Origin of the sequence: Pseudomonas cyclaminis (assembly GCF_015163715.1) — a bacterium.
GTDB lineage: Bacteria > Pseudomonadota > Gammaproteobacteria > Pseudomonadales > Pseudomonadaceae > Aquipseudomonas > Aquipseudomonas cyclaminis.
Map to the genome: position 1 here is coordinate 1 of NZ_JADDUM010000184.1, position 20,882 is coordinate 20,882.

The window sequence follows — 20,882 nt, forward strand, 5'->3', positions numbered from 1 at the left end:
TGACACCACTGCAATCGGGGGCAAGCCCCGCTCACCACAGGTTACTTTTTACCCCTTGCGACTTCTTAAACTGACCGGCATTAGGCCAAGCCCCCTCCCACATTTAAAGCAAAATTCCGTCAGGCCTTCACATGCCCCAACGGCGGCAACTTCGCCAGCTTCAACGCCACCAGCAACGCGCCAATCAACAACGCCACGATAAACGCACCAATGCCGTTCCACCCGGCAAGGTGCCAGAAGAATCCACCCGTAGTACCTGCGACGCTGGAGCCAGCGTAATAGCAGAACAGGTACAACGACGACGCTTGCCCCTTGGCCTTGATCGCACGGCGGCCGATCCAGCTGCTGGCCACCGAGTGGGCGCCGAAGAAGCCGAAGGTGAAGATCAGCATGCCTGGTACCACCAGCCACAGTGGTGAGAACAGGGTCAGCAGCATGCCGCAGAGCATCAGCACAATCGTGGCCCACAGCACACGACGGCGGCCGAGGCGGTCGGCGAGGGAGCCGATTTTCGCCGAGCTGTAGATGCCCGACAGGTACACCAGCGACAGCAGGCCGACCACGGCCTGGCTGAGGTCGTACGGGTCGGCCAGCAGGCGATAGCCGATGTAGTTGAACATCGTCACGAATGCGCCCATCAGCAGGAAGGCTTCCAGGAACAGCCACGGCAGGCCCGCATCCTTGAAGTGCATGACAAAGCCGTCCACCAGGCTGCGTGGCTTGAGGCTGCTGGGGCGGAAGTTGCGCGATTCGGGGAGGATTTTCCAGAATACCGTGGCCGCGATCAGCGCCAGGGCGCCGATGATCAGCATCGCGGTGTGCCAACTGACGAAGTCGATCAACACGCCGATGATCAGGCGCCCGCTCATGCCGCCAATGGCATTGCCACCGATGTACAGGCCCATGGCCAGGCCGATGTGTTGCGGGTGGATTTCTTCGCTGAGGTAGGTCATGGCCACCGCGGCCAGGCCGCTGAGTGACAGCCCCACCAGCGCACGCATCAGCAGGATTCCTTCCCAGGACGGCATCAGGCCGCTGGCAATCGTGGCCAGCGCTGCGCAGAACAGCGCAGCGACCATCACTGGCTTACGCCCTAGAGTGTCGGAAATCGGTCCGGTGATCAGCAGACCCAACGCCAGCATCGCCGTGGACACAGACAGAATCAGGCTGCTTTGTGCGGCGTTGATGGAGAACTCGTGGGACAGCGCCGGCATCATCGGCTGCACGCAGTACAGCAGGGCAAACGTGGCAAAGCCGCCCGAGAACAGCGCCAGCACCGTGCGCATGAACATTGGCGTGCCTTTTTCGATGAACGCGTCATTGAGCTGAGCCACCACCTCATCCAGGGCGGTGGGCGGGACGTCTTGAGCGAGTGGCGCGACAGCAGATTTCACGAGGACCTCGGAGAGCAAAAGCCTGCCAGGGCTGGCAATGCAAAAAAGAATATAGCTGGCTAATGATTCTTTCCAATATATTGTTCGACCTGTTTGATAGCTTTTACGACCTAATGGGGTTTGCATGGAATTGCGTCATCTGCGGTACTTCATCGCCGTCGCCGAAGAGCTGCACTTTGGCCGCGCCGCGCAGGTGCTGGGCATCTCGCAACCGCCACTGAGCCAGCAGATCCAGGCGCTGGAGCAGGAGGTGGGGGCACGGTTGTTCGAGCGTACCAATCGTCGGGTTGAGCTGAGTGAGGCGGGGCGCCTGTTCCTGCACGAAGCGCGGTTGGTGCTGGCCCAGGTGGATAAGGCGGCGGATGTGGCGCGGCGCGCACAGTTGGGTGAGTTGGGGGAGTTGAAGATTGGCTTCACCTCTTCCGCACCGTTCAACGCCAGCATTCCCCAGGCGATCTTTGCGTTTCGCCAGGCGTTCCCGGCGGTGCACCTGAACCTTCAGGAGATGAGCAGCACCGAAGTGGCTGAGTCGCTGGTGGATGAGTCGATCCAGGTGGGGCTGATGCGGCCGCTGCCGTTGCCGGACTCATTGAGTGTCGTCGAACTGATGCGCGAGCCGCTGGTCGCCGTACTGAACGCCGGTCACCCGCTGGTGGAAGGCAGCGAGCGAGGCTTGCATCTGGCGCAACTGGCTGACGAGCCTTTTGTGTTTTTCCCACGCAGCTACGGTAGCGGCCTGTATGCCCAATTGCTCAGCCTGTGCCGCGACGCTGGCTTCAGCCCCCACTTCGCCCAGGAAGCGGGAGAGGCGATGACCATCATCGGCCTGGTGGCGGCGGGGCTGGGCGTGTCGGTGCTGCCGGCGTCTTACCAGCGCATCCGCATTGATGGTGTGGTGTATCGCACGTTGCTGGATCCGGAGGCGGTGACGTCGGTATGGCTGGTGCAGCGCAAGGGCGTGCAGACGCCGATGGCAGAGGCGTTTGTGGAGTTGTTGACGCGTAAGGCCGCCCAATAAAAACGCCGCGCTCTGTCAGCCAGAATGCGGCGCCTGATCTGAGGGCTGCTGCGCAGCCCAGCGCGGGCAAGCCCGATCACCACAGAATCTCGGTTTTACTTGGTGGTGCCCGTCTGCTCAAACAATTGCGCCGCCGAGCCCTGCTCACCACTCACGCCATTGCTGCGCAAGCCGGCCATGATGTCGCTGTCCAGGTTGTTCACCCAGCGGTTGTAGTTGCGATGGATCTTGCCGTCCTTGTAGCCCAGGTCGCGGCTGTCGCGGTAGGTGATGGCGTAGCTGTTGCGGGTGTAGCGGATGTCGATGGCGGCGTAGTACTGGTTACGCACGGTGATTTCGGCCTGCACCAGTTGCGGGCTCAGGCGTTGCACCGTCCACTCGCGTTTTTGCAGGGCGTTGACGATCACTGCCTTCATTTTTTCTTCACTGACCTGGGCGTTGACCGGCAGGTCATGCTGGGTGTTGAGCACCGGTTTGTTGGTGCAGCCGGCCGTGGTCAACAGGGCCAGGGTGATCAGGGTGGCGCGTAGTAAGGAAGACATTCCGTATTCTCCAATCGATTAAAAATTCAGGACCAGCGGCGGAAGATCAGCGACGTATTGACACCGCCAAAGGCAAAGTTGTTGTTCATCACGTAGTCGTGGTGCATCTCGCGGAACTCACCTTGCAGGTAATCCAGTTCGCCGCATTGCGGGTCGACGGACTCCAGGTTGAAGGTGTGCACGTATTGGTTGCGGTTCATCATCTCGATGCTGAACCACGACTCCAGCGCCCCGCACGCCCCGAGGGTGTGGCCGAGGAAGCTTTTCTGCGAACTGATGGGCATGCGCTTGCCGAACAGGCTGCTGGTCGCCAGGGTTTCGGCGATGTCGCCTTGATCGGTGGCGGTGCCGTGGCCGTTGACGTAGCCAATTGCGTCCGGAGTCAGCCCGGCATCTTCCAGGGCCAGCTCCATGGCGCGGCGCATGGTTTTCTGTTCCGGGCGGGTGGTGTGCTGGCCGTCGGCGTTGCTGCCAAAGCCGACCAGTTCGGCATGGATATGCGCGCCGCGTGCCAGTGCGTGTTCCAGCTCTTCCAGCACCAACATGCCGCCGCCTTCGCCGATCACCAGGCCATCGCGACCGCTGTCGTAGGGACGTGGGCTGGTTTGCGGGGCGTCGTTTTTCAGGCTGGTGGCGTAAAGTGCGTCGAACACCATGGCTTCGGTAGGGCACAGCTCCTCGGCGCCGCCAGCGAGCATCAATGGCAGGCGGCCGAACTTGATCGCCTCGTAGGCATAACCGATGCCCTGGCTGCCGCTGGTGCAAGCGCTGGAGGTGGGGATCAGCCGCCCGGTCAGGCCAAAAAAGATGCTGATATTCGCCGCAGTGGTGTGCGGCATCATGCGCACATACGAGTTGGCATTCAGCCCCTCGGCCACCGAGTTCAGCAGCATATTGCCGAAGGCCTTGATCTCATCGGTGCTGCCGGTGGACGAACCACAGGCCACTCCCATGCGCCCGTCCTTGATCGACTCGTCACCGAGCAACCCGGCGTCCTGCAATGCCTGCTCCGCCGCCCACACCGCCAGGCGCGAGACGCGGCCCATGCTGCGCAGTTGCTTGCGGGTCCAATGGGCCGGCACCACGAAATCGTCGATAGGACCGGCCAGGCGGGTGTTCAGTTCGGTAAAGCGGTCCCACTCGTCCATGCGCCGGATACCGCTGCGGTTGGCGCGAAAGTTGGCCGAGATGGTCGCCCAATCGCCGCCCAGGGAGGTCATGCCGGCCATGCCGGTGACGACTACACGTTTCATCAGCACAGGCCTCCATTCACAGCCAACACCTGGCGGGTGATATAGCCGGCTTCGGCCGACATCAGGAAATTCACCGCACCGGCGACTTCTTCCGGCGTGCCCATGCGCTGTGCCGGGATCATTTTCATCAGTTCTTCCACCGGTACGTTCTCGTCCAGCATCGCAGTGTCGATCAGCCCAGGCGCGACGCAGTTGACGGTGATCTTGCGCTTGCCCAGCTCGATGGCCAGGGCCTTGGCCGCGCCGATCAGGCCGGCTTTCGAGGCACTGTAGTTGACCTGGCCGCGATTGCCGATCAGCCCCGACACCGAGGTAATGCACACGATACGGCCGGCGGCGCGACGGCGAATCATCGGCATCATCACCGGGTGCAGCACGTTGTAGAAACCATCCAGGTTGGTGCGCATCACCACGTCCCAATCGTCTTCCGACAGGGCCGGGAACGCGCCGTCACGGGTCAGCCCGGCGTTGAGCACCACGCCGTAGTAGGCGCCATGTTGCTCGACGTCCGCCTCAAGGATTTGCTTGCAGGTTGCGCGATCCGCCACGTCGAATTGCAGCACCCGTGCCGTGCGGCCAAGGGCCTGGATTTCGACCTGCACCGCGTCGGCTTCGGCACGCCCGCTGCGGCAATGCAGCACGATGTCATGCCCGGCCTGGGCCAGGCGCAGCGCGATGGCGCGGCCGATGCCACGGCTGGAGCCGGTGACCAGTACGCATTCAGTCATGGCGTTTCGTCCTTCGATTCATCTAAATAAGTGGCCGCCTGGGGCGGTCGAAATACGTTCAAGCGGGCGCTGGCCTGGATACCGTCACCGGTCAGGTGGCATTCGAACACACCCATGCCGTTGTCGTCTTCCAGGGAGCGCAGGCCGTGGATGGTCAACTCGGCGCCTGCCGGGAAGTGTTCGACGTTGCACTCGAACTTACGTGTGCCGAGCAGGAAGCCCAGTTCCACCGCTTCGCCTTTCTGGCGCGCCCGGCAACCGGCGTAGGCGGCGACGCTCTGCGCCATCAGCTCGATGCCGACCCAGGCTGGCAGGCTACCGTCAGGGCGGCTGAACAGGCCGCCGGGCTTGACGGTGGTGCGGGTGTGGATCTGCTCTTCATCGAACGACAGCACCTGGTCGATCAGGATCATGTCGCCAGCGTGGGGCAGCAGGTCGGCGAGTGGCCAAGCGGTCATGGAGCCTCTCCGATTATCAGGCTGACGTTGTTGCCGCCGAAGGCGAACGAGTTACTCATCAGGCAGGTTTTTTCCAGGCTTTCGCCGCTGCGCGCCCATTGCAGGGCGGGCAACGTGGGGTCGGCCTGACCGTCCCACACATGGGGTGGTACGCGGCCGTGGGTCAGGCTCAGCCAGCAAAACGCGGCTTCCAGTGCACCGGCTGCGCCGAGGGTGTGGCCGCTCATGGGCTTGGTGGATGAGCAGGCCACGCCTTCGGGGAACAGGCTGGCGACGGCCAGGCTTTCCATGGCGTCGTTGTGCTGGGTGGCGGTGCCATGCAGGTTCAGGTAGCCGATCTGTTCGGGCGCCAGTTTTGCGCTGGCCAGGGCTTTGCGCATCGCCTGCAATGCGCCTTTGCCGGTAGGCTCGGGCGCAGAAATATGGTGGGCGTCGCAACTGGCGCCGCTGCCCAGCAGGGCGATGGGCGCAGGCGCTTTACTCATCACAAACAGCACGGCTGCTTCGCCGATATTGATGCCGTTGCGGTTCGCCGAAAACGGATTGCAACGCTCATTCGACACGGCTTCCAGCGCGCTGAACCCATTGAGGGTCAGCTTGCACAGGCTGTCCACACCGCCGCAGATCACTGCATCGCACACCCCCAGGTCGAGCAAGCGCTGGGCGCTCATCAGGGCACGGGCGCTGGAGGTGCAGGCGGTGGATATCACATAGGCCGGGCCGCTCAGTTGCAGCCAGTCGGCGAGGAAGTTCGCCGGGGCGCTGAGTTCCTGTTGCTGGTAGTCGTAGTCGCAGGGGAAGTGCTTGTCGCGCAGGTACAGGGCGATGCCGCGGCTGGCTTCGTCGATGCCCGAGGTGCTGGTGCCCAGCACAATGCCGACCCGCGAAGCACCGTAGGTGTGGATCGCCTGGCGGATCTCGTCCTCGATCTGCAACGCCGCTTCCAGCAGCAGTTGGTTATTGCGGCTGCTCTGCTGGCCGAGTTCCACCGGGATGGTCGCCAACTCGCCCTGCACACTGCCTACCGGCAGCACGCGTTCGGGCACCCAACCGCTTTCGGCGCGCATGCCTGAGCAGTCACCGGCAAACAGGTTGCGACTGACTTGCGCTTGATCTCGGCCGAGGGCGCAAATCACGCCAAGGGCGTTGAGGTAGGCGGTCATTGGGCGGCACCGAGCGGTGTGATGCGGTAGCTCAAGGGTTGGCCGGTCATGTTCACGCTGAAGACTTCTGAAGAGTGGTAGACGATCTGCCAATGCCCCGGCAGGGTCCGTGTGAGGTCCCTCGCCTGGGCGCTGGGATAGAGCGCGCGCACGTCATCCGCCGAGGTCAGGGCAAACAGCAGGGCGGCGAACAGCTCTCGCGCCTGGGGGTTGGGCGGCAGCAAGCCGTCGGCCTGCCAGGCGCCATCGATCAGTTTTTGCCGGGCCTGGGGGATGCCCAGCGGGTCCATCATCGACCAGCGGATGGCGCCGCCTTCGCGCTGGATCACCAGCAACCAGTCCTGGCTCTGGCCGTCGGCCAGGCGCTGCACATGCAGTTGCATCGGCAACGCGAGCGCGGGCGTTTTTTCCGGCAGCGGCGGCTGGCTGGCGCAGGCGCTCAGCAAGAGCAGGCAGCCGATCAACAGGCTGCGCATCATGGTGCGGCGCTCGCCAGGGGCTTGCGCGCCACGCAGTTGACCAGGGTTTCTTCGCGCTGGCCTACTGGCGGCGGATTTCGCAGGCCCCAGCGCTCCAGCAGGCCGAAATCGCTGGAACGGCTCCACCACAAGTACGGATAAGAAACGTTCTGCGGGCCGAACTCAAAGCCCTGCTCGCGGAGCATCTCCAGGTATTGCTCGGCGCTTTTCTGTACATGCATGGGGTGACGGAACAGCCAGCGGATCACCCACGTATCGATATAGGCTTCGGTGGATTCGGCAAACAGCAGATAGCCCCCTGGCTTGAGCACCCGGTAAAACTCTTTGAGTGCGCGATGCTGTTCGACCAGATGATGGAAGGTCTGGTGGCAGAACAGGATATCGACGCTTTCGTCCGGCACATCGAGGGTGGCGCAGTCGCTGCCGATCAGCTCGATGGCCAGGTCCTGGCGTGCGGCTTCAGCCTTGCTCAATGCCAGGCTGTGAGGGTCGGCATCCAGGCCGATCAGGCGCTCGGGGGCGAACACCTGCTGCAAGTACCGGAACGACTTGCCCTGGCCGCAACCGGCGTCCAGCAATACCGGCGCCTCGGGCAGCGGGTCGCTGAACAGGCTGCGCAGGTCGTTGATTGCCACGCGCAGCACGTGATGTTGCCAGGTGTGGCTGCGCAGGAACCAGAAACCGAACCTGGTTTCTTCGACGTAGTTTTTACTCAGGTATTGAGTGCTCATACTGGCTCACTCGCGCAAATCTCCGACAACATCCGCAACCGCCGCTTGGGCTCGCTGACAAACGGGTTGCGCTCGTCCCACGCGTAGCCGGCAAGGATCGCGCTGATCATGCGGCGAATCTCCGGCGAACTTTCGGGGTGGAAAATCACATCCTGGAACGTCCCCGCGTACCAGCCTTCGACGTAGCAGCGGAAGGTGTCGACTCCGCGTTTGAGCGGCGCGGCAAACTCGGTTTGCCAGTCCACGGTTTCGCCCTTGAGCTGACGGTCCAGCAGGCCGGCCGCCATGCTGGCCGAACGCATGGCAATGGTCACGCCGGAGGAGAACACCGGGTCGAGGAATTCCGCGGCATTGCCCAGCAGCGCAAAGCCCGGACCGTGCAGGGTTTTGACGTTGGCCGAGTAGCCGCCGATGGTGCGCGCTGGCGTGTCCCACACCGCGTTGTGCAGCACGCCGGACAGGCTCGGGGTTTCGTCGATAAAGCTGCGCAGGCAGGCATCGAGGTCGGCGTCGCGGCCGTCGAAATGCTCCTTGGCCGCGACCACGCCCACCGAGCACCGGCCATTGCTGAACGGGATCGTCCAGAACCAGATGTCGCGCTGGGTCGGATGAGTCGTTACCAGGATCTTGGTGCGGTCGAAACCCGGGTGTTCAATGCGGTCCTCAACGTGAGTGAACACCGCCTGGCGCACCGGGAAGTTCGACGGTGCTTCCAGGTCCAGCAGGCGCGGCAGCACGCGGCCGTAGCCGCTGGCATCGAGCACGAACCGGGCTTTGAGGTGGTACTCGCTGCCGTTCTCGCGGCGCACATGCAGGTAGCGGCTGTCACCTGCGAAGTCCACGCCGACGATGGTCTCGCCGTAGCGGATCTCCACCCCCTGCAACGCTGCCTGGTCCGCCAGCAGCTTGTCGAACTCGCCGCGCTGCACCTGGAAGGTGGTCGGCTTGCCGTTGCTGAAGGTGTCGCTGAAGTCAAAAGCGCTGTAGCGCTCGCCCCAGGCGAACGCGGCGCCGGTTTTTACCTGGAAGCCGGCGGCCTGCACGGCGTCGAGCATGCCGGCTTCTTCGATAAAGTCGATGCAGTGGGACAGCAGGCTTTCGCCGATCGAGAACCGTGGGAAATACTGGCGCTCGATGATCAATACATCATGCCCTTTGCGCTTGAGCAGCGCGGCGGCGATGGCGCCGGACGGGCCGGCGCCAATGACTACAACCTGGCGACGTTCCATTTCAACTGTGGGCACGAGGGCTCCTTGCCGCTTTGGCGATAATCCGATTCATAAGGCGTGTTTCTGTTGGCCGGCCCAAGGCGCCAGCATAAAGCTGAATGCCAGGCCGAGACTGACCGATAGGCCGAAATTACTCACTGCCGGCGTGCTGGACACGGCCAGCAGGCCAAACGATAACCAGGTTGTCAGCGCGGCCAGCAGCGTACCCAGCAGGCTCACGGCGGGGCCGCCGATCTGCTCGCGCATCAGGATCGCGTAGTCGACGCTGATTGCCGTCACCAGCAGCAAACCGAACAGACTGAACAACGTCAGCGGCTGGCCCAGCCAACCGAGGCTGGCCAGGCTGCAGAGTGCGGCCAGCAATGGCAGCGCGACGATGCGCAGGGCGCCGCCGAAACCAAACGGCAGGATCAGCAGCAGCACGATCAGCACGCACGACATCAATTTCAACTCGGCGGCGCTGATCTGGGTGGCGGCGAACACGCGGTTCAGATCACCGAGGCGATCCACCAACTGCACGCCCGGCAAGTCCACGGCCTGCACTCGCAACAGCGCTGGGTTGTTCAAGCCTTGCAGGCTGACCATTGCTGCGACGCCGCTGTCCACCGGGCCGAGCCACAGCGTGCGCCAGGGCTCGGCCATCGGGCCGATCAGTGCGGCGTCGATGTCTTCGGTGGGCAGCGCTTGCAACTGCGCAACCTCGGCTTGCAGCGCGCTGGCCGGTACGCCGAGGTCGAGCAGCGGCTGCCAGTGCTGTGGCAGTGCGTTCAGGGCATCACGCAGCTGTTGCTGCTCGGCGGGCAGGTTGACCAGTTGATTGAGCGCCAGGTAGCCCTGGAGCTTCTCCATATTCACCAGTTGATCCAGGCGCTGGCCCAGCGCGGCCTGGCGTTCCAGCAGTTGCTGTTGATTGTCGGCGCGCACCAGGAAGAACTGGCTGGTGGGCTGGAAACCGGTAATCCGCGCCACGGCCTGGGCCTCTTGCAGCAACTGCGGCGGTGCGCCGATCCACTGGCGGATATCGTTTTTGCTGTTGAGCTGCCACAGCCCGCCGGCGCAAAACAGCAGCACCAGCGCCAGCAGCACCGGGCTCGGCACGCGAGTGAGCAACGTCGCACGAATCTGCCACAAGCCTTCAGCGATACGCAGAGGCCATTGCGCCGGGCGCAACTCAACACCTTTGAGCAAGGCCGGCAACAGGCACACGGCCGACAGATACGCACCGACCAACCCGGCAGCGGAGAAGACCGCGATCTGGGTCAGCGCCGGGAATGGCGTCCAGGCCAGCGCCAGGTAGCCGATGCAGCTGGTGGCCAGGCTCAGGCTCAGCCCCGGCAGCGTCAGGCGCAATGCCGGCCAACTGCGCCACGGCTTGAGGCTCCAGCTTTTCGACAGGTAATGCAGCGGGTAATCCACCGCGACGCCGATCAGGCTGGAGCCGAGCACCAATGTCATCACATGCATATGGCCGAACAGCGCCACACACGCCACGGCGCCAAACAACATGCCCACCAGCACCGGCACGAACGCCAGCAATACCCGCCAGCGGCGGAACGCCAGCAGCAACAACAGCAGGATGCCCACGGTCGCGCCGCCGCCGACCCAGGTGATTTCCCGGGTGGCCTGCTGCTGACCATTGGCGGCGTACAACAAACCGCTGGCCGCCAGCAGTTGCGCGCCTTGCTGACCGGCCTGTTCGCGGCTGGCCTGGAGCAAGTCCGCCACCTGCAGCGGCAGTTTCATGTCGAAGGCATTGCCGGTGGTGCGCGCACGCAACAGCACCCAACTTTTGCCGTCGGCATCGGCGATCAACGCGCCGCTGCCGATATCCAGCTGCACCGAGCCACGTTGCGGCTGGCTGTTCTGGATACGTCCGGTCAGGCCCAGCCAGTCATCCTGGCTCGGCACCAGGCTGAAGCCGGTGAAGGGGTCGAACAGCGCCTGCACGCGCTGCTGGATAAAGGCGTCGGGGTGTTCGATCAGTTGCTCGCGATCCTTGGTCGAGAGCATTGCCAGTCGACCACGCAGCAACTGTTCGCGCAGTGCGGGCAGGTCGGCTTGCAGATTCCACTGCACCTTTTCAAACAGGCCGCTGGCCTGCCAGCGTTCGCCCAACTGTTGCGCCACGTTCACCGCTTGCTGGCGGTCGGCATGCCCCACCAGTACCAGCATTTCGCGGTTCAGCGGTTCCTGCATGCGCTGTTCGGCCTGCAGCTCCAGGGCGTCCGGCGTACTGCCCGGCACCAGTTCCATCAGGTTGGCCGACAGCGGCGCGCCATGGCGCCACTGCCAGCCGGCCAGGGCCAGCACGGCCACCAGCAGGATCAGGAACAGGCGCGGCAGCAGGCGCTCACTGGGCAAAGTCGTGTTGCTCCGCGTCGCTCAACGGTTGTTCGGCGGTGCTGTCCTGCATGCGCAGGAGAGTGCTGTCGCCTTGGGTTTCCCGCAGTTCGATGGTTTGCACGAGGGCGCCACCGTCGATATTGATCTGGGTGAACACCTGTTTCAGCAGCAGCGAACGCGGGATCAGCGTGAGCTTCCACTGCGTGGCCTCGCCTTGCAGTTGCAGCTCGAAATCCCGCTGCAAGCCGCTGCTGTCGCCCTGGAGCACGGCGAGGAACAACCGATTCTGCTCGGCACCGGCGCTCTTGTTTGGCAGGGCCTGCCAACCATTGGCGTCACGCCGGGCGATGCCTTGGGCGCTGATGCGGTAGTCCTGCTGCAACGGGGTCTTGAGCAGCCACAGCAGGCCGTGGTCCTTGGCGAGGACGAAGGTGCCCTTGCTGACCAAGGGCTGCGGCAGGGCGCGCAGGTGTTTTTCCTGGATGAAGCTGCCGTGGATCACCGAGGGTTTGGCCAATTGATCGCTGAGTTGTTGCAGGTCAAAGGCCTGGGCGCTGACGCTCAGCAACAGGCCTACAAACAGGATGATCGCTCTCATGCCAAGGCCCTCTCGACCGCATCGGTGAACACTTTGGGCGATGCCAGCTGCATCTCACGGCTGGCCATCTCCACCGCCACTTGCACGGTGGTGGCGCGGGTCAAACGCTCGCCGCTGGCCAGGTCGGTAATCAGGTAGTTGACCTTCAAACGGTTCTCCCATTCCACCAGGCTGGCGCGCACGTTGATGGTCTGGCCAAAGATCGCGCCGCGCACATAGCGCAGTTGCATGTCGATCACCGGCCAGGCGTAGCCGGCTTCGAGCATCGCCGTGTAGTTGTGGCCGATCTTGTCCAGCAGCGCGCAGCGCGCCACTTCCAGGTACTTCACGTAGTGCCCGTGCCACACCACGTTCATGGTGTCGACGTCGAAAAACGGCACCAGGATTTGTGTGTCGCTGTGCAATACGCCGGGGCTACGCATGCAGCCTCCAGTGTTGCTCGGCGATGCGTTGCAGGCACAGGCGCAGTTCGCCTTCGAGGGCGCGGTCTTCGATCACTGGCGGAAAGTCCTTGGCCAGCTCTTCGTGCATGGCCGCCAAGGCCGGTGGCAGCGGCCGCGCATCTTCGGCCTGGGCGCGCAGCCACACGCCTTGGTTGGCGGCAAGCAAGGTGGCGGCGGCGACTTGTTCGGTCAGCTCCAGCACACGGATTGCATCGCGGGCGGCGATGGTGCCCATGCTGACTTTGTCCTGGTTATGGCACTCGGTGGAGCGCGAGAACACACTGGCCGGCATGGTGTTTTTCAGCGCTTCGGCGGTCCAGGCGCTGGTGCCGATCTGCACCGCCTTGAAGCCGTGATTGATCATGGCGCGGTCAGCTGGGGCGCCCGACAGGTTGCTCGGCAGGCCGTGGTTGTAGCGCACGTCCACCAGCAGCGCGAGCTGGCGGTCGAGCAGGTCGGCGACGTTGGCCACCAGGGTCTTGAGGCTGTCCATGGCAAAGGCGATATGCCCGCCGTAGAAGTGTCCGCCGTGCAGCACGCGTTCTTCTTCGGCGTCGATGATCGGGTTGTCGTTGGCGCTGTTCAGTTCGATCTCGATAAACGAACGCAGCCAGTTCAGGCTGTCGGCCAGCACGCCGAGCACGTGGGGCGCGCAGCGCAGCGAATAGCGATCCTGCAGGCGGTGCAGCGGCGCGGTCGGCGCATCAATCGCCAGATCCTTGCGCAGCCAGGCCGCGACCTGCATCTGCCCAGGGTGCGGCTTGGCGGCGAACAGGCGCTCGTCGAAGTGTTCCGGATTGCCTTGCAGCGCCACCACGTTCAGCGCGGTGATGCGCGTGGCCAGTTGCAGCAGGTAGTCGGCGCGGGCGAAGGCCAGGCAGGCGAGGCCGGTCATCACGGCGGTGCCGTTCATCAGGGCCAGGGCTTCCTTGGGGCGCAAGACCAGCGGGTCCCAGCCCAGTTCGCGGTGCACATCAGCGGCCTGGCGACGCTCGCCACGGAACATCACCTCACGCTCGCCGGACAAGGTTGCGGCCACGTAGGACAGCGGCGTCAGATCACCGCTGGCACCCACCGAGCCCTCTTCCGGGATCAACGGCAGCACGTCGTGTTCCAGGAACGCATGCAGGCGCTCCAGCAGCTCGACACGCACGCCGGAAACGCCGTGGCACAGCGACTGCAAACGCGCGGCCAGCACGGCACGGGTGGCCTGTGCATCGAGCAGTTTGCCCAGGCCGCAACCGTGGAAGGTGTACAGGTGACGGGGCAGGGCCTCGACGTGCTGCAACGGCACCGCCACCACGCACGAGTCGCCGTAGCCGGTGGTCACGCCGTAGATCACGCCTTCCTTGTCCAGCAGCGAGTCGAGGAACTGCGCGCCCTTGGCGATGCGCTGGCGATACGCGGCGTCGCCCTGCAACTGGGTGGGCGCCTGACGGTTGGCCAGGGCCAGCACGTCTTCGATGCGCAGGGGGCGTTCGCCAAAGGTTACCGGCTCAAGATGCGTCGTCATCGGTCTTCCAGAAAGGGTAAAAGTTGAACCATTGTTGGGGCGCTTGCAGGCAGAACTGGCCCAGGCGTGCGGCGTAGCGTGCGGTCCACTGAGCGATGACCTGCTCGCGGGTGCTGCGTTTCCATTCGATCAAGGGTGTGAAAGGTTCGATCGTCAGGCGGTAACGGCCATTGTGCTTGAGGCACATCAGCAGGTTGACCGGGCATTTGAGCAGGCCGGCCAGCAGCCACGGACCTTGGGGGAACGCGGCGTCATGGCCGAGGAAGTCCACGCGCACCGTGCGCCCGCCGTGCAGGGGCACACGGTCGCCGGCAATCGCCAGCCACTCACCTTCGTCCAGGCGCTGGCTGAGCAGCAACATGGTCGCCGGGTCCAACTCGCTGACCTGGATCAGGCGCAAATGGGTAGCACCGGCTTCGCCCAACAGGCGGTTGAATTGTTCGGCGTGCTTGGTATGCACCAGCACGTTCATGGTGACCTGTTCGCCGATCTCGGCCAGTGCACGGCACACTTCCAGGTTGCCCAGGTGGGCGCCACCAGCATCTGCCCGCGCTCGCCACGCAGTTGCCCACGCAATTGCGCGGGGTCGTTGATTTCGATCTGTTCCAGGCGCAGCTTGCCGTTCCACACATCGAGCTTGTCGAGCAAGGAGTCGGCAAAGGCCATGAACTGGCCAAAGACTTTGCGGTGGCTGGGGCACAGCTCATCGCGCCCGCTCCACTCGGCCAGGCGCTGCTGGTATTGCCAGGCGCTCTGGCGCGCACTGCGGCCAAACACGAAGAAGTACAGCACGATGCCGTACAGCACCGGGCTCAACAGGCGGCGGCCGAGGACTTTGGCCGCGAAGGCGGTGAATTTCATCAGCCAGTAGCTGCCGCGCTCTTCGCGGTCGGCCCAGTGTTGGGTGTTGTCGCTCATGCCTGCCACCGTCGCCACAGGATCATCGGCGCACGCACCAACATGCCGAAGAACAGCCGTGCGTGCATGGCGCTGATACGCACGTTGTCGTGGAACAGACGAAAGTGCGACAGGCCGTCGGTGGGGTAATGCACTTGGGTCGGCAGCCAGCGCATCGGCTGGTTGCGCCAGGCCAGGCGTACCAGGATGTCGGAATCGAAGTCCATGTGCGTGCCGATATAGGCCGAGTCCATCAGCGCCAGCACCGGTGCCAGCGGGTACACGCGAAAGCCGCACATCGAGTCGCGTATCTGCAGCGACAGTGTGTTGATCCACACCCACACGTGGGTCAGGTAGCGTGCGTACAGACGGCCTTTGGGCACGCTTTCATCGTATTCGGGGTAGCCGCAGATAATGGCGTCGGGGTGTCGGCGCGAGGTGTCGACAAAGGTTTCGACTTCGCGCAAATCATGCTGGCCGTCGGCGTCCACTTGCAGCGCGTGGGAGTAGCCCAGGCGTGCGGCTTCGCGGAAGCCGGCCATCACTGCGCCGCCCTTGCCTTGGTTGCTCGGCAGGGTCAGCAGGGTGACGTTATCCAGTGTCGCCAATTGCGCCAACACCGCCGCGCATGCCGCGCTGCTGCCATCGTCTACCAGCAGGCACGGCAGGCCGCTGTTCAACAGGCTGCTCACCACGGCTGGCACGGCGGCTTCATGGTTATAGACCGGGATCAGGGCACAGGGCTTATGCATGCGCGGTCACCAATTGGATCCGGCCACTGGAACACGCCGCGACGCCGTTGCGGTAGGCGAAGTACAGCTTGCCGCGCTCCCGGTCGAAGCGCAGGTGCAGTTCGATACGGTCGCCGGGGCGCACCAGTTGCTGGAACTTGAGCACTTCCATGCCGGCGAAGGTTGCGGGCAGGTCGAGCAATTGCTGGCCCAGGTTGAACGCCCATTCCACCTGCACCACGCCGGGCAGCACCGGCGTGACCGGGAAGTGCCCGCTGAAGTAGGCCAGGTCCGGCGGCACGCTCAGTTGCACGGTCCATTCACCCTCGGCTTCGTTCTGCTCCAGCACCTCTGGCGCCTTTGGCCGTGGCGCCAGCAGCAACGCGGCCACATCGGCCTGTGGCAGTTTGCCTTGGGCGTTCAGCGGTAACTGGCGCAGCAGACGCCAGCGACGGGGCAGGGCGAGGGCTTCGCAATGCTGGCTCAGATATTGGCGCAGGGTTTGAGTGAGGCTGCGGCGGCCTTGGTTGCGCAGGGCGTGCAAACCCTCGGCGCTCAGCACTACCAGGGCGCCGAGTGACGCACGGTTCTCTTGCACCACGCCCAGACGGGTTTCCGCGACCCAGGGGTGAGTCATCAGCGCCTGCTCCAGCATGGGCAGGGAGATGCGTTTTTCTTCCAGCTTGACGATGCGGTCCAGACGGCCGAGCAGCTCGAAGCGGCCATCGGCGTGGATGCGCGCAGCGTCAGCGGTGTGTTCGATATGCCCTGCGGGCAGGTAAGGCGAGGCGATGCGCAGGGCGCCGTCGGCGTCCTGGCTCAGCTTCACACCGGCAAACGGCTGCCAGGGTTGCGCGCCTTGGCGCCAGGCGATGCCGCCGGTTTCCGAACTGCCGAGAATTTCCGTCGGCCATTGCTGCAAACGCTCGTAAAGACTGGCGGCGGCTTCGACGGGTAAGGCGCCGCCGGAGGAAAACACCCGCGACACCTGGCTCAGCGCCGGCCAGTCGAGGTTGTCGCCCATGCGCTTGAGCAGTGCCGGGCTGGCGACCCAGGCGAACTGCGGGTGCTCGCGGCTGGCGCGCTGCAAGTCTTCGGGGAAGGCCAATTGCTTGCGCACAAAGGTGCGACCGGCGCACAGCGGCCACAGCACGCGGAACAGCAATCCATAGATGTGCTGGGTGGCGACGCTGCCGATGATGCAGGCGTCTTTAAGGTCGGCACCCCACAAGGCTTCCAGCGCTTGAACCTCGTTGGCCAGCTGGCGCAGGGTCTTGTCGATACGCTTGGGTTCGCCGCTGGAGCCGGAGGTGCACAGGCTCAGTTGGCAGGTGTCCAGGTCGAGCGCGGCCGCAGGCAACGGCGCCTGGTACAGCGCGTCGAGATCGGCGGCTTCGACCAGCCAGGCATCGACGGCGTCGGCCCAGCGTTGGCGAGTCTGGGGCTGCAGATCGGCGGGCAGTAACACGCTGACGCCGGCGCGCCAGGCGCCCAGCAGGGCGACCGCCAGCACACCGGCATCTTCCAGGTGCACCGCCAGGCGCCGGATGCCCGCGCTTGCAGGCCCGCGGCCAGACTGAGGGATTGCTCCCACAGCTGGGCGTGATTCATGGCAGGTTCGGTCGTGACCCAACGCTGTTGCAGCGGCTCAAGCAGCAAGTGCTCAAGTTTCAACCCATTCATATGCGGCCTCGAACCCTTTGTCGTACCAGCCATTCCACGGCAAACAACAAACCCATCAGCCCGTAGGCGATCAGGCCGTTGTACAACGTCCACCAGCTCAACGGCGCCCACAGGGTGAGGGCGGCGGCGAGCAGGCCATTACACAGAAAAAATACGCTCCACACCACGGTGACCTGGCGCGTATACACAATCGCATGGGGCGGCAGCTGCGGGTCGGTCATGCGGGCCAGGCGCTCCACCATCGGCGGGCCGTATTTCAGGCTAAGTCCAAACAGCGCCAACATGAACGCACTGACCAGGCTCGGGTACCAGCGCAGCAAGTGCGGGTTGTCGAACCAGGCCAGCAACAGGCAAAACACGATCACCGCCAACGCCATCCAGCGGCTGCCGGGGCGTGGTGCGCCGGTAAACGCACGCAACAGCCAGAGGCTGCCCAGCAGCAGCCCGAATTGCCACGGTGCAAAGTGCTCAGTGCCGTAATACACCGCGAAGGGGTACAGCAGCCCCGCCAACAACAGGCCAAGGCCGATCAGCCGGCTCATGCGGCGGGTTGGACCAGACGGTACACCGCCTCTACCACGTCGTTCACGGTGCGCACGGCCTTGAACTCTTCGGCGGCAATCTTCTTGCCGGTCTGGCGCTTGATATGGTCGATCAGGTCCACGGCATCGATGCTGTCGATTTCCAGGTCTTGATACAGATTGGCGTCCAGGGTGACGCGCTCCGGGGGGAGTTCAAACAGTTCCACCAAGGCGTCGCGCAGGGTGTTGAAAATATCGTCACGAGTTTGCATGGTCCGGTCTCAAGCTGCCTGTCTGGCCGTGACGAACGCCGCAAGGCTCGCCACGTTGGTGAAGTGATTGCGGGTGTCCTTGGCGTCGGCATCGATCTTGATGCCGTACTTTTTCTGAATCGCCAGGCCCAATTCCAGGGCGTCTACCGAATCCAGGCCCAGGCCTTCGCCGAACAGGGTTTGGTCGCTACCAATATCGTCGGCGCTGATGTCTTCCAGGCCCAGGGCCTCGATGATCAGCGTCTTTATGTCGTGCTCAAGGCGGTGTTGGTCGCTCATCTTCGGCGAGCTCCTTAATGAAATAGTGGTGCAGGTGATCGTTGAGCTTGCGTGAAGCCTGAGGCGCGGGCCCCAGTGTTGCGAACGCCTGTGGTTCTATATCGGCCCCCACGCGCAAACTGAAGTGAAAGCGGCGCTTTGGGATGCGATACCAGGGTTCGGCCTTGGTCAAGGTGGTGGGGCTGACCTTGATCACCACGGGGGTGATGATTGTCGCACCCCGCAGCGCAATGGCGGCGCCGCCGCGATGAAAGGCGGGCGCTGCGCCAGGTGTGGTGCGGGTGCCTTCAGGAAAGATGATCAGCGTCTGGCCTTCGCGCAGGGCGTCGGCGGCGGCATCCAGCATCTCTGCGCTGCCGTCATTGCTGATATAGCCGGCATCGCGTATCGGCCCGCGGGTGAATGGGTTTTGCCACAGGCTCTGCTTGACCACGCAGTTGGTCTGACGCATCAGGCCGATCAGGAACACCACGTCGATCAGCGACGGGTGGTTGGCGACGATCATCTGGCCAGGGCGGCCGAGTTTCTCGGCGCCTTCGACGCTGTAGGTCAGCACGCCCGCACGCTGCATCAGGCGGATAAAGAACCAGAACAGCTTGCTGATGGTATGACGGGCGCGACGCTGGTGCTTGTCGGCGTCGCCCGGCAGGCAGCTGAGCACCGGAAACACCAGCAAACGCAGGCACAGCCCGCCGACACCAAACAGGAAGAAGCTGGCGGCGGTGGCGAACAGGCGCCAGTAATAGGCGTCCCGCGGCTTGTCGGTCAGGGCTTGCGTTGCCAGTTCCATACACGGTTCTTCCAGGCATGTTGGCAGGCACCCTGTTCGGTGAGCAGGGTGCGCAGCAGGTTCAGGGCGTGGGGCCACTGGGTTTGAGTGGCTTGGACAGTGCCGGGCGTGAGTTCCAGTTGCCACTCGTCGCCTGGCGTCAGCAGCAGGCCGAGGGCATAGGGGAAGGGCACGTCAACGATCCAACTGGCGTAGGCCTCGGGCGGCTGTTCTTCGGTGATCACCAGCAATACTGCCGGGGCGCCTTCGTTGAGCAGCGCGGCGGCTTCGAGCATGCCGTGCTCCAAGCCGTCGCCCGCGGCGGCGAGGGCGGTCATTTCACTGGTTTCATTACGCAGGATCGACCACAGGCCAATCACTGCGTTATGCACCGACAGGCTGAATTGGGTCGGGGACAGCGGCTGGTCGTTGGCCAGGTCGCTGAGGATGTCGAGGGTGCGCGGGGTTTCGCCATGCCGGGAAATAAACACCAGCGGCAGGTCTTGCAGGTCTTCGGCCAGCGGCCAGCCCACGCTGAACGCCATGCGTGCCAGCCGGCTCAGGCGGCGGCGCTGCATAGCAGGCAGGAACGACACGTCGGGCGAGGCATCGCTGGCGGGCAGCAGCGCAGGGGCCTGGCACCAGGCGTGCCAGTCGTGCGCACTCTCCAGCCCTGGGGCCCAGGCGCGCCATTGGGCGATATTGAAGTTGATCACTGAGAAGTTATCCCGCCCCTGCGGGCTTCCATGTGCGGCTTTTGGCCCCGAATACCGGGACAGGGAGCAATCGCCGAATGGCGCGCATTATCCCGGTGCCGTGGGGTTCTAGCAAACTTTGGTAAAGGTTTGTTCACGGCTGAATACAATTTATTGGTAAAGATTTACAGATTGTCCGTTATGGATGGCTGAGTTGGATTGTCGGACCGTTCCTAATCACTCGTACGTGGCTTGCCTTTGATGCAGCAGTGCATTGTTGAACGAGGTAGCTAACAGGCGCTTTTGCCCTCTACACTCGGACATTCATTGATACACGGAGGTTTTTCCATGCGGCGTGTGGTGTTCAATCAGAAAGGCGGCGTTGGCAAGTCCAGCATCGCCTGCAACCTGGCGGCGGTCAGCGCCAGCGAAGGCTATCGAACCCTGTTGGTGGACCTCGATGCACAAGCCAACTCTACCCAGTACCTCACCGGGCTGACCGGCGACGACATCCCCATGGGGATCGCGGATTTTTTCAAGCAAACCCTGTCTTCCGGACCGTTTTCGAAGAAGAACAAGGTCGATATCTACGAAACACCGTTCGACAACCTGCACGTGATCACCGCCACCGCAGAGCTGGCGGACCTGCAGCCTAAGCTCGAAGCCAAGCACAAGATCAACAAGCTGCGAAAGTTGCTGGATGAACTGGCCGAAGACTACGACCGGATTTACCTGGATACGCCGCCGGCACTGAATTTTTATGCGGTTTCGGCGTTGATTGCCGCTGATCGTGTGCTGATCCCCTTCGATTGCGACAGCTTCTCGCGCCAGGCGCTGTATGGCCTGTTACGTGAAATCGAAGAATTGAAAGACGACCACAACGAAGGCCTCGAAGTCGAAGGCATCGTGGTCAACCAGTTCCAGGCGCGGGCGAGCTTGCCGCAGCAGATGCTGGATGAGTTGATCGCCGAAGGCTTGCCGGTGCTGCCGGTGTACCTGGCCAGCTCCGTGCGCATGCGCGAGTCGCACCAGGAAAGCAAACCGCTGATCCACCTGGACCCACGGCACAAGCTGACGCAGCAGTTTGTGGAACTGCACAACTTGCTGGAAAACACCTAGATCCATTGTGGGAGGGGGCTTGCC

General features: G+C 63.5%; 21 protein-coding genes and 2 pseudogenes. 2 read left to right on the forward strand and 21 right to left on the reverse strand.

Going from position 1 to position 20,882, the window contains the following annotated elements:
* Positions 1–119: 119 nt before the first annotated feature.
* Positions 120–1,346, reverse strand: a complete 1,227-nt coding sequence (locus tag IQK56_RS21425; RefSeq protein ID WP_246500262.1) for an MFS transporter — start codon at positions 1,344–1,346, stop codon at positions 120–122.
* A gap of 172 nt (positions 1,347–1,518) precedes the next feature.
* Here IQK56_RS21425 and IQK56_RS21430 point away from each other — a divergent pair, with 172 nt between their 5' ends.
* On the forward strand, positions 1,519–2,412 hold the full coding sequence (locus tag IQK56_RS21430) for a LysR family transcriptional regulator (protein ID WP_193901825.1): 894 nt from the start codon (positions 1,519–1,521) through the stop codon (positions 2,410–2,412).
* Positions 2,413–2,507: 95 nt separating this feature from the next.
* On the opposite strand, the gene IQK56_RS21435 is transcribed toward IQK56_RS21430, so the two are convergent.
* The 20 genes and pseudogenes from IQK56_RS21435 to IQK56_RS21530 all read right to left on the reverse strand — a co-directional run bounded on the left by IQK56_RS21435 (position 2,508) and on the right by IQK56_RS21530 (position 19,760).
* Positions 2,508–2,954: a hypothetical protein gene (locus tag IQK56_RS21435; RefSeq protein WP_122305721.1), complete on the reverse strand. Its 447-nt coding sequence runs from the start codon at positions 2,952–2,954 to the stop codon at positions 2,508–2,510.
* Between the two features lie 26 nt (positions 2,955–2,980).
* Positions 2,981–4,207, reverse strand: a complete 1,227-nt coding sequence (locus IQK56_RS21440; RefSeq protein ID WP_099583773.1) for a beta-ketoacyl-ACP synthase — start codon at positions 4,205–4,207, stop codon at positions 2,981–2,983.
* Positions 4,207–4,935 (reverse strand): 3-ketoacyl-ACP reductase FabG2, encoded by a 729-nt coding sequence (locus tag IQK56_RS21445; RefSeq protein WP_193863870.1) that lies wholly within the window; start codon positions 4,933–4,935, stop codon positions 4,207–4,209. The genes IQK56_RS21440 and IQK56_RS21445 overlap by 1 nt, the downstream gene beginning before the upstream one ends.
* Positions 4,932–5,393 carry a hotdog family protein gene (locus tag IQK56_RS21450; protein ID WP_193863869.1) on the reverse strand — a complete coding sequence of 154 codons (462 nt, stop codon included), beginning with the start codon at positions 5,391–5,393 and terminating at the stop codon, positions 4,932–4,934. The genes IQK56_RS21445 and IQK56_RS21450 overlap by 4 nt, the downstream gene beginning before the upstream one ends.
* Positions 5,390–6,556, reverse strand: a complete 1,167-nt coding sequence (locus IQK56_RS21455) for a beta-ketoacyl-[acyl-carrier-protein] synthase family protein (RefSeq protein ID WP_193863868.1) — start codon at positions 6,554–6,556, stop codon at positions 5,390–5,392. Before IQK56_RS21455 ends, IQK56_RS21450 begins: the two co-directional genes overlap by 4 nt.
* Positions 6,553–7,035: a hypothetical protein gene (locus tag IQK56_RS21460; protein WP_122305718.1), complete on the reverse strand. Its 483-nt coding sequence runs from the start codon at positions 7,033–7,035 to the stop codon at positions 6,553–6,555. Before IQK56_RS21460 ends, IQK56_RS21455 begins: the two co-directional genes overlap by 4 nt.
* Positions 7,032–7,766 (reverse strand): class I SAM-dependent methyltransferase, encoded by a 735-nt coding sequence (locus IQK56_RS21465; RefSeq protein ID WP_122305717.1) that lies wholly within the window; start codon positions 7,764–7,766, stop codon positions 7,032–7,034. Before IQK56_RS21465 ends, IQK56_RS21460 begins: the two co-directional genes overlap by 4 nt.
* Positions 7,763–9,010, reverse strand: a complete 1,248-nt coding sequence (locus IQK56_RS21470; protein WP_122305716.1) for an NAD(P)/FAD-dependent oxidoreductase — start codon at positions 9,008–9,010, stop codon at positions 7,763–7,765. Before IQK56_RS21470 ends, IQK56_RS21465 begins: the two co-directional genes overlap by 4 nt.
* Before the next feature lie 33 nt (positions 9,011–9,043).
* The gene (locus tag IQK56_RS21475) at positions 9,044–11,356 is read right to left on the reverse strand and encodes an MMPL family transporter (protein WP_193901826.1); all 2,313 of its coding nucleotides are present in this window, start codon (positions 11,354–11,356) and stop codon (positions 9,044–9,046) included.
* Positions 11,346–11,936 (reverse strand): outer membrane lipoprotein carrier protein LolA, encoded by a 591-nt coding sequence (locus IQK56_RS21480; protein WP_193863867.1) that lies wholly within the window; start codon positions 11,934–11,936, stop codon positions 11,346–11,348. Before IQK56_RS21480 ends, IQK56_RS21475 begins: the two co-directional genes overlap by 11 nt.
* The gene (locus tag IQK56_RS21485) at positions 11,933–12,358 is read right to left on the reverse strand and encodes an acyl-CoA thioesterase (RefSeq protein ID WP_193863866.1); all 426 of its coding nucleotides are present in this window, start codon (positions 12,356–12,358) and stop codon (positions 11,933–11,935) included. Before IQK56_RS21485 ends, IQK56_RS21480 begins: the two co-directional genes overlap by 4 nt.
* On the reverse strand, positions 12,351–13,892 hold the full coding sequence (locus IQK56_RS21490) for an HAL/PAL/TAL family ammonia-lyase (RefSeq protein ID WP_112193071.1): 1,542 nt from the start codon (positions 13,890–13,892) through the stop codon (positions 12,351–12,353). Before IQK56_RS21490 ends, IQK56_RS21485 begins: the two co-directional genes overlap by 8 nt.
* Positions 13,876–14,810 (reverse strand): annotated as a pseudogene (locus IQK56_RS21495) (LpxL/LpxP family acyltransferase). The gene IQK56_RS21490 and the pseudogene IQK56_RS21495 overlap by 17 nt, the downstream one beginning before the upstream one ends.
* A complete protein-coding gene (locus IQK56_RS21500) occupies positions 14,807–15,541 on the reverse strand; it encodes a glycosyltransferase family 2 protein (RefSeq protein WP_150676096.1) in 735 nt (244 codons plus the stop codon). The pseudogene IQK56_RS21495 and the gene IQK56_RS21500 overlap by 4 nt, the downstream one beginning before the upstream one ends.
* A pseudogene (locus IQK56_RS21505) lies at positions 15,534–17,203 on the reverse strand (ApeI family dehydratase). Before IQK56_RS21505 ends, IQK56_RS21500 begins: the two are co-directional and overlap by 8 nt.
* Positions 17,200–17,745 carry a COG4648 family protein gene (locus tag IQK56_RS21510; protein WP_099583753.1) on the reverse strand — a complete coding sequence of 182 codons (546 nt, stop codon included), beginning with the start codon at positions 17,743–17,745 and terminating at the stop codon, positions 17,200–17,202. Before IQK56_RS21510 ends, IQK56_RS21505 begins: the two are co-directional and overlap by 4 nt.
* On the reverse strand, positions 17,742–17,996 hold the full coding sequence (locus IQK56_RS21515; protein WP_003187949.1) for an acyl carrier protein: 255 nt from the start codon (positions 17,994–17,996) through the stop codon (positions 17,742–17,744). Before IQK56_RS21515 ends, IQK56_RS21510 begins: the two co-directional genes overlap by 4 nt.
* A 9-nt stretch (positions 17,997–18,005) precedes the next feature.
* Complete coding sequence (locus IQK56_RS21520) at positions 18,006–18,275, reverse strand: phosphopantetheine-binding protein (protein ID WP_010563239.1); 270 nt, start codon at positions 18,273–18,275, stop codon at positions 18,006–18,008.
* Positions 18,253–19,065, reverse strand: coding sequence for a lysophospholipid acyltransferase family protein (locus IQK56_RS21525; protein ID WP_193863864.1), 813 nt, complete (start codon positions 19,063–19,065; stop codon positions 18,253–18,255). Before IQK56_RS21525 ends, IQK56_RS21520 begins: the two co-directional genes overlap by 23 nt.
* The gene (locus IQK56_RS21530) at positions 19,041–19,760 is read right to left on the reverse strand and encodes a beta-ketoacyl synthase chain length factor (protein WP_193863863.1); all 720 of its coding nucleotides are present in this window, start codon (positions 19,758–19,760) and stop codon (positions 19,041–19,043) included. Before IQK56_RS21530 ends, IQK56_RS21525 begins: the two co-directional genes overlap by 25 nt.
* A gap of 327 nt (positions 19,761–20,087) precedes the next feature.
* Here IQK56_RS21530 and IQK56_RS21535 point away from each other — a divergent pair, with 327 nt between their 5' ends.
* Entirely contained in the window at positions 20,088–20,858 is a 771-nt protein-coding gene (locus tag IQK56_RS21535; RefSeq protein WP_122306233.1) for a ParA family protein, read from the forward strand.
* Positions 20,859–20,882 lie beyond the last annotated feature (24 nt).